At 35.7% G+C, this 11902-nt stretch carries 12 protein-coding genes; 7 read left to right on the forward strand and 5 right to left on the reverse strand.

The features are described 5' to 3' along the window. Positions 1-32 precede the first annotated feature (32 nt). The 6 genes from ACL9RH_RS20400 to ACL9RH_RS20425 all read left to right on the forward strand — a co-directional run bounded on the left by ACL9RH_RS20400 (position 33) and on the right by ACL9RH_RS20425 (position 6179). Positions 33-788, forward strand: coding sequence for a hypothetical protein (locus tag ACL9RH_RS20400; RefSeq protein WP_422695175.1), 756 nt, complete (start codon positions 33-35; stop codon positions 786-788). After that, entirely contained in the window at positions 773-1330 is a 558-nt protein-coding gene (locus ACL9RH_RS20405) for an acyl-CoA thioesterase (RefSeq protein WP_422695176.1), read from the forward strand. Before ACL9RH_RS20400 ends, ACL9RH_RS20405 begins: the two co-directional genes overlap by 16 nt. A gap of 143 nt (positions 1331-1473) precedes the next feature. After that, positions 1474-2403, forward strand: coding sequence for a 2-hydroxyacid dehydrogenase (locus ACL9RH_RS20410; RefSeq protein WP_422695177.1), 930 nt, complete (start codon positions 1474-1476; stop codon positions 2401-2403). A gap of 252 nt (positions 2404-2655) precedes the next feature. After that, the gene (locus tag ACL9RH_RS20415; RefSeq protein WP_422695178.1) at positions 2656-3918 is read left to right on the forward strand and encodes a serine hydrolase domain-containing protein; all 1263 of its coding nucleotides are present in this window, start codon (positions 2656-2658) and stop codon (positions 3916-3918) included. A 25-nt stretch (positions 3919-3943) separates the two neighbouring features. Next, complete coding sequence (locus ACL9RH_RS20420) at positions 3944-5716, forward strand: Ig-like domain-containing protein (protein WP_422695179.1); 1773 nt, start codon at positions 3944-3946, stop codon at positions 5714-5716. A 4-nt stretch (positions 5717-5720) separates the two neighbouring features. Beyond that, on the forward strand, positions 5721-6179 hold the full coding sequence (locus tag ACL9RH_RS20425; protein ID WP_422695180.1) for a heme-binding domain-containing protein: 459 nt from the start codon (positions 5721-5723) through the stop codon (positions 6177-6179). A gap of 153 nt (positions 6180-6332) precedes the next feature. On the opposite strand, the gene ACL9RH_RS20430 is transcribed toward ACL9RH_RS20425, so the two are convergent. The 5 genes from ACL9RH_RS20430 to ACL9RH_RS20450 all read right to left on the reverse strand — a co-directional run bounded on the left by ACL9RH_RS20430 (position 6333) and on the right by ACL9RH_RS20450 (position 10644). Beyond that, complete coding sequence (locus ACL9RH_RS20430; RefSeq protein WP_422695181.1) at positions 6333-6845, reverse strand: NUDIX hydrolase; 513 nt, start codon at positions 6843-6845, stop codon at positions 6333-6335. A gap of 42 nt (positions 6846-6887) precedes the next feature. After that, positions 6888-7802 (reverse strand): site-specific tyrosine recombinase XerD, encoded by a 915-nt coding sequence (gene xerD, locus ACL9RH_RS20435; protein WP_422695182.1) that lies wholly within the window; start codon positions 7800-7802, stop codon positions 6888-6890. Between the two features lie 6 nt (positions 7803-7808). Next, complete coding sequence (locus tag ACL9RH_RS20440; RefSeq protein ID WP_089794503.1) at positions 7809-8231, reverse strand: deoxycytidylate deaminase; 423 nt, start codon at positions 8229-8231, stop codon at positions 7809-7811. 52 nt (positions 8232-8283) lie between these two features. Beyond that, the gene (locus tag ACL9RH_RS20445; RefSeq protein WP_422695183.1) at positions 8284-9051 is read right to left on the reverse strand and encodes an enoyl-CoA hydratase/isomerase family protein; all 768 of its coding nucleotides are present in this window, start codon (positions 9049-9051) and stop codon (positions 8284-8286) included. Between the two features lie 105 nt (positions 9052-9156). Beyond that, positions 9157-10644 (reverse strand): catalase, encoded by a 1488-nt coding sequence (locus ACL9RH_RS20450; protein ID WP_422695184.1) that lies wholly within the window; start codon positions 10642-10644, stop codon positions 9157-9159. Positions 10645-10777: 133 nt separating this feature from the next. On the opposite strand from ACL9RH_RS20450, the gene ACL9RH_RS20455 reads away from it, so the two are divergent. Further along, positions 10778-11728, forward strand: a complete 951-nt coding sequence (locus ACL9RH_RS20455; protein ID WP_422695185.1) for a LysR substrate-binding domain-containing protein — start codon at positions 10778-10780, stop codon at positions 11726-11728. Positions 11729-11902: the final 174 nt, after the last annotated feature.

The following is an 11902-nucleotide window of genomic DNA, read 5'->3' on the forward strand; positions in this document are numbered from 1 at the left end:
AAGTCATGAAAAAGTTATAAATTTGCCACCAAATGAATATTTCAGCATACATTTTAGAATATTTAAAACAATTTGGAACAGCTACGGTTCCAGGCTTTGGTGTGTTTTCTCTGAAAAATTCTAAGGCAATTATCAATTCCGAAAACGGAAGTATCCTGCCACCGGCAAGTCAGATCGAGTTTTCTATAGACTACGAGGTACAGGCAGAAAATATTGCGGCTTTTATTGCTGCACAAAAACAAATGTCTTTAGAAGCCTCCAAAAGTGATCTGAAAATCCAGACCGATTTTTGGAAGAAAAAGCTTCAGGCAGAACAGGTTCTTGAAATACAAAACCTGGGAACTGTTTATATTGAAGAAGGAAATACCCATTTTAAAGGTAAAAGAATAGAATCCGGAGGGCCTGACTTTTATGGTTTGGAAGAGATCAGATTCTCGGATATCAATAACGGAGAAAAGGTAAATGCCTCTGTAAACAGCGAGAAAGATTATAAATTCAAGAAGATCATTCTTTGGGTTTTCCTACTGCTTATACCGGTTGTAGGAATTTTATACCTTGCTTTTACCCAACAGGAACTTCTTTTCGGTAAAAAATCTTTCGATAAGGTTTCTGTTCAGACCTCTACTCACAGAATTGTAAAAGATACGGTAAAACTAATGGTGCATTCACCAGAAGCTTCCGTTTCAGACTCTCTGAAAAAAGATTCACTTGTAAAACCTGCCGGAAAAGAAATAAAAACAACACCGGCCGCTCCAATCAACACTAAGACTCAATGGCAAAAAAAATAAAAACGGCGTCAGAATCTCTGACTATTATGACGAATATCGTTCTTCCGAACGAAACCAATTCTTTAAGAAACCTTTTTGGAGGTGAACTTTTAGCAAAAATGGATCGTTGTGCTTCTATCTCTGCAGCAAGACACTGTGAAAGAAGAGTGGTAACAGCGTCTGTAAACCATGTTTCCTTCAATCATCCCATTCCGGAAGGTGGAGTAGTGGTGCTAGAATCCAAAGTTTCCAGAGCATTCTCTACTTCTATGGAAGTGTATGTAGATGTATGGTTGGATGATCCTATCAATCAGAAGAAAATTCATACCAATGCAGGAATTTATACCTTCGTTGCAGTAGATGAATTTAACCGCCCGATTCCTATTCCGGAAATGATTCCAGAAACGGACGAAGAAAAAGAAAGGTTTGCAGCAGCCTTCCGTAGAAAAGAACTTTCATTAATTCTTTCAGGAAGAATGAAACCTTTGGAATCCGTAGAGCTTAAGAAATTATTCCAGGAACCACAGGAAGAACCACAAACTTCTAAAAAGGATAAGAAATAAGACTTTGAAATGCTTTTAATACGGTAATATCCAAATTAAAAGCATTTTATTTTTATATCCATAAAGTAAAATTAGGAACGCCTTTCTCTGAAAATGAAGATGGTGTTATTTGTGAAATTATTAGTGTCATTTGTGTTTAAACTATGAAAATACTTCTTTTAGATAAAAATCACCCACTTATTACAGAGCAGCTTTTAGCTAAGAACTTTATATTGGAAGAGGATTTTACATCATCCTATGATGAGGTTTGTGATAAAATTCACCAATACGACGGAATCATTATCAGAAGTAGAATTCCTTTGGATAAAAACTTTCTTGAAAAGGGGAAAAACCTGAAGTTCATTGCCAGAGTAGGCGCCGGAATGGAAAATATTGATATTCCTGTTGCTGAAAAACTGCGAATTCAATTAATCAACTCTCCGGAAGGAAACAGAGATTCAGTAGCAGAGCACGTTATAGGAATATTACTGATCGTAATGAACAGACTTTTTATTGCCTCTCAAGAAGTGAAAAACGGGATCTGGAAACGTGAAGAAAACAGAGGGAACGAATTGTTAGGCAAAACAGTAGGATTGATAGGTTATGGAAATATGGGGAAAGCTACCGCTAAAAGGCTTTCTGGCTTCGGATGTAAAGTCATTTTCCATGATATTCTTCCTGGACTTTCTGATGAATTTGCAACACAGGTTACATTAGACGAATTAAAAGAATCAGCTGAGGTTCTAAGTTTGCATATTCCTCTTACTTCAGAAACGCATTATCTTATCGATGAAAGGTTTATTTCTGAGATGAAAAATGACTTCTATTTTGTAAATACAGCGAGAGGAAAGAATGTGGAAACTAGAAGTTTAGTAGAAGCAATGAAATCCGGTAAGGTAAAAGCGGTCTGTCTGGATGTTTTGGAATACGAAAAGTCTTCCTTTGAAAACATAGAAACCGAAAATGAGGATCTAAACTATCTTCTTCACTCAGAAAATGCCATTGTTACTCCTCATATTGCAGGTTGGACACATCAAAGTAAGGAAAAACTTGCTCAGTTTATTGTAGATAAGATTGTTGCCTCGTATTGCTAAATGCAATAGGAACAAATTGATAGCCTAAATCTGTCGAGGTTTAGAAGCTAAAGTATAAAGAGACAAATTGACCTTAGGGCAGTTTGTCTCTCTTTGTTTTTATAAAGATTTAATTATTTCTTGAGATTTTGAAACTTTTACCTTTTTATTATTTGACTCTTTCAAATTTTTATGTTAAATAATTCATAATATTCCTTCATATTTACTATTTATTTTTGAGTTTTACTAAATTGCCACTCATTTTTGAATCTCATGAAGACGAGCAACCTGGTACTTATTTTAACTGTAATTTTATCCCTGTTTTCCTGCAAAAAAAAGGCTGAAGCAAAAGAAGCTTCAGCCGAAAATACGACTAATCTTCCCAATTATGGAAATGTAGATTTGGGAAATATTTTTACTAAAGCAGATGGCGAACTTTTGAATAAGCAGGCAACAGTTAATTACATAGATCAGTATTACAAAAAGATCTGGGATGCTGGAGATCTGAGTGGAGGTATTCTTGTGGCTAAAGGAGATGAAATTCTGTATGAAAATTACAGAGGATTTGGAAGAGAGGGCAATCAGATGCCAATAAATAAGAATACTCCATTGCATGTTGCATCAGTTTCAAAGACACTTACGGCAATGGCGATGATGAAGTTGGTTGAAGCTGGCAAAATAAAGATGTCTGATCATCTTACGCAGTATTTTCCAGGATTTCCTTATCCTAATGTTACCGTTCAGACTTTACTCGATCAAAGAAGTGGTCTTCCTAAATATGAATATTTCATCACAAAAATACAGCCCGCTCCGGCGGAACTTTCAAAACCGTTTTTGACCAATGAGGATATCCTGAATATGATTGTTAAATACAAACCGGATTTGGCAAGAGATACAGATACGGGATTTATGTATTGTAATACAAACTTTGCTTTATTGGCTTTGTTAATTGAGAAGGTTACCAAAACCCCATTTCCTCAGGCGATGAAAGAAATGGTTTTTACACCATTGAAAATGAACAATACTTACATTTTCCAGGAAAAAGATATTCCAACCGCAGCACAGTCGTTCTATTATGGAGGAAGCAAATTGTATCCGTTGGATAGATTAGATCTTATTTATGGTGATAAAAACGTTTATACTACACCAAGAGATCTGTATAATTTCTCAAAAGCAATGTTCTCCAGGAATTTCTTAAAGCCGGAACTGATGCAAATGGTATTTGCACCATACAGCAATGAAAAAATGGGGATGAATAATTATGGATTAGGATTCAGAATGAAGATTTTCGATAATGGTGAAAAGCTAACATACCACAATGGTTGGTGGCATGGTACAAACTCAGTATTTGCTCACCTTTTGAAATCGAAAGTTACCATTGTTGCCATTGGAAACAAGTATTCGAATAAAGTATATACAGCACTTGCCCTATCAGGATTATTTGAAAATTTCCCGTTACAGAAAGATAAGCTTCATACGGTGATGAATGATAATAAAGATACTTTAAATTCCGGACAGGAAGTTTTTGGAGAATAATGTTTATTTTTGCTTAAACATTTTCATGAAAAGGTTTCTTTTATTATTCGTTATCTGCTTTCTTGTACACTCATGTGCAAGGGTAGGATCGCCTGTGGGTGGACCAAAAGATACATTAGCACCAAGGTTTTTAAGTTCAAACATTGATACCACAAGAATTAATGTAAAAAGAGATATTCACGAGCTCCGTTTGGATTTTGATGAATATATTACATTGAAAGATATCAACAAAAACCTGATCATTTCTCCACCCATCAAGAATATCAAGAGAATTCTTCCGTCCAATATTGCCAATAAGTTTATTTTGATCCAATGGGCAGATACTCTTCAGGCCAATACAACGTATAATTTCAACTTTGGGAATTCTATTGTAGATAACAACGAATCTAATATTCTTCGTTATTTCAATTTTGCTTTCTCTACAGGAGATAAACTTGATGATCTCTATGTAAGTGGTGAGGTAAAAGATGCAATGGAGATTAAAAAGAAGACCGGAAGTAATGAAAATAAGCTGGTTGTTGGCCTATATCAGGTGAAAGATACCATCAATTACAGACAGAAACCTTATTATATTACAAAAGTAGACGAGGATGGATATTACGAATTGAATTATCTGTCACCAGGAAAATATAAAATTATTGCTTTTGACGATGATAATGGTAATTCTGTATATGATCCCGGTAAAGAAAAAGTTGGGTTTCAAAAAGAAGCTATCAATATTGATAAATCGATCTCAGGTCTTAATTTAAAGGTGTATCCTTCTAAAAAAGCGGTAAAGTATTCAGAGATGAAAGAAATTGCAGGAGGAGTTTTAATGTTGTTTGAAGGACATCCTGAAGATGTAAAAGTTCAGTCACTGAATGATAAAATCAAAGATGTTAAAATTACACATACTCCGAAATCAGACTCAGTAAGAATCTGGTTTGATGCAGTAAAAAGTGATGTAGGGCAAACAGTGAATGAGAAGCTTGTATTCAGTCACAATCTCGGTCTTAAAAAAGACAGTATTTATAATGTTTCCCTGCAGTACAAATACAATAAGAAAAATGCAATGGACATCGTAAGTGATAATGACGGTGCTTCATTGGCTCCCAATTCGGAGTTCAGAATATCATCCGATTATATGATTGATAAAATTGATCCTTCTAAATGGACGTTGAACATTAAAGGAGACAGTATCAATACAATACCATTTAAAGCAAGGATTTCTGAAACCAACCCGTACAAGATTTTAATCCAGTCTGATTTCGTAAGCGGAAAAAATTACCAGCTTACTATTCCTAAAGAGACGGTATCTTCTTTCTTTACGAAAAATACCCAGTCGAAACGTTTTGATTTTGACGTGGCGAAGATAGACCAGTTTGGAAGCCTCGAATTTACATTAACCAATGCACCTACTTCCAGCTATTGGATTCAGTTGCTTGATTCTTCTGATAAGGCAGTTTACCAAAAGTATACGAAGGGTAATAAAGTTAAATTCGATATTCTGAAGCCGCAAGAATATGTGGTAAGAATATTAGTGGATAACAACGAAAATAAGTATTGGGACGAAGCAGATTTTGCCAATGAAGTTTTTGCCGAAGATGCTTATATTTTCTATAAAAAAGTTATTGTAAGAGGATTATGGGAAACCAGGGAAGAATGGGACTTAAAAGATACAAGAAGTCTTGATAATCCTAAAGGAACAACCGCTTCTGCTGTGCCACCTGCTACCACTTCTGCAGAAACTGAGACGGTGAAGCAGAATGTGAAAACGGAAATAAAATCCAATACTGCAGTTCTTACTCCAGTAAAATAAAAATATGAAGACGGCTAAAAAAATAATATTCTGGACTTTAGTAGCTTTTGCTATCATTCAGTTTATTCCTATTGACCGGGTGAACAAACCGGTTGATTCTTCTGTGAATTTTGTAGATTCAAAGAAAACCCCGGATAAGATCAGAACAATGCTTAAAAATGCCTGTTATGACTGTCATTCCAACGAAACTGTATATCCTAAATATGCCTTTATCGCTCCAATTTCCTGGTCTGTAAAAAGCCATGTGAATGAAGGAAGGGAACATCTCAACTTTTCTATTTGGGGAACCTATAATAAGGAATTAAAGGAGAATATACTCGATCGATCTATTGAAGCTCTTAAACATAAAACAATGCCTTTACCCGGCTACATTGTTTATCATGATGAAGCTAAACTTACAGATGCAGAAAGAACACTTCTGACTCAATATCTTGAAGAAATGCTGAAATCTAAAACCTACTAAGTTTAAAAAAGACTTTCCCACAAGTTTCACCAATTGTATAGTTACGTTTTATAAAACTCTATCATGATTGTGAAATTTGTGGGAAAATTGTTTTCTGACCATAAAAAAACTCCCGCAAAATCTTGAGACTTGCGGGAGTATTTATTACAAAAATTATTTTTTTAAATAATGTTCAAAAAACCTTTTCTGAGAATCAAAAGCGATGTCTTCCAGGTTAAGTTCCTGTAAAGGGATCCATATGGCTTCTGAAATCTCTGACAGTTCAAGATTTACCTCAAATTTTTCCGAAACATTATATTCATAAAAAAGATCAATCGTATTATAATCAATCTCTTTGTATTGATAGATATTGGGAAGGCTTGTAAGGTATTTCAGATGGGAAATATCGATATTCAGCTGTAGTTCTTCAAAAAGCTCTCTTTTGCAGGTTTCTTCCGCACTTTCTTTAGGATCAACAAAACCTCCGGCCAGATCGAGTTTTCCTTTTTTAGGATCTCGGTTTCTTCTGGTAAGATAAATTTCATCTCCACATCTGATGACAACCGCTACTGCGCCTGCCACGTTGTTGTACAGTGTAAATCCGCATTCAGGGCAGCTCCATTTTTTTTCGCCGTCCCAATGTAAAGTTTCTTTGCCACAGCTTGGGCAATATTTCAACAATTTCATCTGTTTATAATTATGTTGTGAAAGGTCAGATGGAACTTATGCTCATTGAGCAATATTAACGTTTCTCGGGTGATAACTCAAAATAACATCCCGCAACTCTTCTGTTTTAAGATGGGTGTAGATTTCCGTTGTAGTGATGCTGGAATGCCCCAACATCTCCTGAATATAACGAAGATCTGCCCCATTTTGCAGTAAATGCGTGGCAAAAGAATGCCTGAATGTATGTGGAGATATCTTCTTATTGACCCCTGCCTTATCTGTAAGTTCTTTAATGATAAGAAAGACGATAACTCTGGACATGGAAGTTCCACGGCTGTTCAAGAACAGAGTATCTTCATATTTCTTATTGATTTTTCCCTTAGAACGTACTTCCTTGATATAGCTTTCCAGTAATTCAGCGGTATAATCTGCCAAAGGAACAAAACGGGTTTTATTTCCTTTACCGTTTACCTTGATGTATTGCTCTTTGAAATTGATATTGGATATCTTCAGATCGATAAGCTCAGACACACGGAGTCCACAACCATAAAGCACTTCAATAATGCTTTGATTTCTTTTTCCGAGATCTGTATCAACCTCAATAGCAGCAATAATTTTATTGATATCTGGCAGGCTTAGAGTATCAGGTAAGTATAATCCTAATTTAGGGCCTTCAAGTAATGCCGCAGGATTGTCTTCACGATATTCATCTTCAAGCAGAAATTTGAAAAATGCTTTAATGGAAGATATCCATCTTGCTTGTGATCTCTCACTGAATTTCTGTTTGGAAAGATTGAAAATGTATTCCTGCAGGTTTTCGTAACCAATAGAGTCTGGACCGACGTTCTCCAGATCCTCTTTTGCGTAATCTTTTAATTTTTTAATGTCCCGAACGTAGGCGTCGAGAGTGTTTTCTGAAAAATTCCTTTCGAAACGAAGAAATATTTCAAAATCTTTGATCTTTTCATCCCAAGTCATTTGTGCTTATTTTTTTAGTTCACAGTCCGATATTTGTTCTATCTCAATATTATGGTTTCTAAGGAACGATATCCCGTCATCGTCCGAATACTCATTAATGTACACCAGTCTTGTAATACCAGCCTGCAGAATCAGCTTGCTGCATTCCTTACATGGCGATAGCGTTAAATATAACGTTGCGCCCTTTGCAGATTGTGTAGAAGCCGCCAGCTTTAATATAGCATTGGCTTCAGCATGTAATACATACCAGTGTGTTTTCCCATCTCCATCTTCACAGCAGTTTTCGAATCCCGAAGGAGTTCCGTTGTAACCATCCGAAATAATCATCCTATCTTTCACGATAAGAGCTCCCACCTGTTTTCTCTTACAGTAGGAGAGTTTTGCCCATTCTTGGGCCATTTTTAGATAAGCTTTGTCAAACTTATTCATACCGCAGCATTAGTTTTTCGAAATAATTTGGATTAAAATCTTTTTTGAAAGATTAGAAGTTAGGCTTTCTCTTCTCTAGAAACGCAGTAACTCCTTCTTTCTTATCTGCCATGTCAAAAAGTTCTCCGAAATATTTAATTTCAGTCTCAAAACCTTTATCCGTATCAGATAAATTCACAGCGTTAATCGCTTTTGATATTGCCATTGGCGAATTGTAGGCAATAGTGTTCGCTAATTCTTTCGTTTTTGTTAATAGTTCTTCTATAGGGTATACTTCATTTACCAAACCGATCTCTTTTGCTTTTTGAGCAGGGATCATTTTGGCAGAGAAGATCATTTCGTTGGCAATACCTTTACCGACAAGCTTAGGAAGCCTTTGTGTACCTCCGTATCCTGGGATCAATCCCAAAGTTACTTCCGGAAGCCCCAATCTGGCGTTCTCTGATGCATATCTGATGTGGCATGCCATAGCAAGCTCTAAACCTCCTCCTAATGCAAAACCGTTAACGGCTGCAATGACAGGTTTAGAAAGTGTTTCAATTTTGTTGAACAACGTATTTTGTCCGTTTCTGGCCAGTTCTTCAGCTTTTTCTTGTCCGAAATCACTGAATTCTTTAATATCAGCTCCAGCTACAAAAGATTTTTCTCCACTACCTGTAAGGATAATTACTCTGCATGAATGGTCGGAATTAAGCTCGTCCAATGCTGCACTGATTTCCTGAATGGTCTTGGCATTTAGGGCGTTTAAGCTTTCAGGCCTGTTAATGGTAATGATAGATAATTTATCTTCTTTATTTAATAATATGTTGTCGTAACTCATTTTTCCACTTTAAAATATCATCCTTTGCAAATTATGAATTTTTTACAAAAAAAAGGAAAAAATATTATTTTTTTTTCCTTTTTTTTTATTTATCATTCAATATGATTATTTAGAATGGTTCATCATATTTGCATCAATATTCACATTTAATTGAGAAGCCACTTTCATGCCAAGTTCAATATTGGCGCGGAAAAAGTGACACAGCTGTCGGTTGATAATCTCATCCTTTTTCGGTCCTGTGATGCCTTTCATACTCCCTACAATATTTTGAATAAGATGATTTCTTTCTTCTGCATTCATTGCTTTAGAGTAAAGAAGCCCCGGCTGAGTATAATGATCACTGTCGTTATCGTTTCTGTTGTAGCTGGCCACATGAGCACTGTCTAATTCATATTCATAGTTTTTGTAAGAAGAATCAGGTTTGATATCATCAAAACTATTTGGATGGTAGTTCGGCTTGTCCTGATAGTGACTTGAATCTGCCATGAAGCCGTCTCTTTGATAATTATTAACAGCAAAAGGGCATCTGTTCACTTCCAGTTGGTGTGCATTGACTCCCACTCTGTATCGGTGTGCATCCGGATAGGAGAATAATCTTCCCTGAAGCATCTTATCCGGAGAGAAACTGATTCCGTTAATCAGGCTGCTTGGTGAGAAAGTAGATTGTTCAACATGGGCAAAGTAGTTCACAGGAACTTCATTCAGCTCCATTTCTCCTACTTCAATCAATGGGAAGTCATCGTGGAACCATACTTTGGTTACATCAAAAGGATTCCATCTGAAATCTTTTGCCTGCTCTTCAGTCATTACCTGAATATAGAGAGTCCATTTTGGGAAATCTCCATTTTCTATGGCATTGCAAAGATCTTCCTGCGCAAAATCAGGATTTTCTCCTGCCATTTTTACAGCTTCTTCATCAGTAAAGTTTTTCACTCCCTGTTTTGTTTTGAAATGAAACTTCACCCATACTCTTTCATTTTTATCATTAATCATAGAGAAGGTATGAGACCCGAAGCCATGCATATGTCTGTAACCGTAAGGTGTTCCTCTGTCTGACATTAATATAAGAACCTGATGAAGAGATTCAGGATTTAAACTCCAGAAATCCCACATCATAGTAGCACTTTTTAGATTGGTTTTAGGCACTCTCTTTTGAGTGTGGATAAAGTCCGGGAATTTTTTTGCATCCTTAATAAAGAATACAGGAGTATTGTTTCCTACAAGATCCCAGTTTCCATCTTCTGTGTAGAATTTTAAGGCAAAACCTCTTGGGTCTCTTGCGGTATCTGCACTCCCTTTTTCACCTCCTACTGTAGAAAATCTTGCAAACATTCTGCACGAGTTTCCAACTTTGGAAAAAAGTTGGGCTTTGGTATACTGGCTGATGTCATGTGTTACGGTAAAAGTTCCATAAGCACCACTTCCTTTGGCGTGCACAATCCTTTCAGGGATTCTTTCCCTAACGAAATGTGCAAGGTTTTCCTGAAGAATAAAGTCCTGCAACAATACCGGGCCTCTTGGTCCTACCGTCTGGGAATCCTGATGCTCATAATAAGGTGCGCCGTTACTTAACGTTAATTTTTTAGAATCCATATCGTTGATGATTTGTATAAATGTTTTTGTTTTTCTAAATCCAAGTGTAAAGGTAATGAATATCAAATTTACTTGAATTTTTAATTGGTAATAGCAAAAACGTTATATCTTTGTAATAGATAATATTAATCAAATGAACATTCAGCAACTGGAGTATCTTATCGCTGTTGATAAGTATAAACATTTTGGTAAAGCAGCTCAGGCGTGCTTCATTACACAACCTACGTTAAGTGCCATGATACAGAAATTTGAGGATGAACTGGATGTGAAGGTGTTCGACAGAACAACGCACCCGATTCGTACCACAGATGTGGGTCTTCAGATCATTGATCAGGCCAAGGTAATCATCGAATCTGTCAATGAGTTGAAAAATAAAGCAAACCTATTGAATAATATTCTTGGAGGAACCTTAAACTTAGGAATTATTCCAACCGTTTCCTCTTTCATTCTGCCTACTGAGATCTTCAAATTCCTTGAGGAAAATCCGAAGATTCAGATGAATGTAAAAGAAATGACAACGGATAATATTATTAAAGCTTTAAAAGCAGGAGAACTGGATGCGGGAATTATCTCAACGCCTTATGATACAGCAGACGAGTTTTATCAGGACTTCTTATTTAATGAAGAATTGATGATCTATAGTTCTAATACTGAAGCTAATAAAAAGAATGCTTACATTATTCCTGAAGAACTGAACGTAGAAAAAGTATGGTTGCTTGAAGAAGGAAACTGTCTTAGAAACCAGTTTGAAAATATCTGTCACCTGAAAGAAAATACATTGAAACCTAAAAACTTAGATTTCTTGGCTTCCAATATTCAAACATTGGTTCATATGGTAGATAAAGTAGGAGGAATCAGTATTTTACCGGAGCTTGCGCTAAGTCAGTTATCTGAAGAGCAAAAGAAAAATGTATTCAGATTCAAGAAGCCTTTCCCTTACAGAGAGATCAGTATTATTTATTATAAACCGACCTTTAAACAGAAAATTATTGATGAATTGTCTCATTCTATTAAAAATTCTTTAGAGCTTAAACTGAATTATCATGTAAGTCCAAAGGAGTTTGTGAGCATAAAACCTCAATAGTAAAGAGGCTTTAAAGTGATAGAAATCATTAATTTAAATAATATTATAATTAATAAACAAAATCTTTGAGTATTAAAAAAATAGTACTTAAATTTGCTACGTTTATTACGAGGAAAAATTTGACCTGATTGCAACCTCTATAAAAAAATGCTAAAACAGTATTCTTTTTTCTGG

Source organism: Chryseobacterium sp. Mn2064 (genome assembly GCF_049319685.1).
Classification (GTDB): Bacteria; Bacteroidota; Bacteroidia; order Flavobacteriales; family Weeksellaceae; genus Chryseobacterium.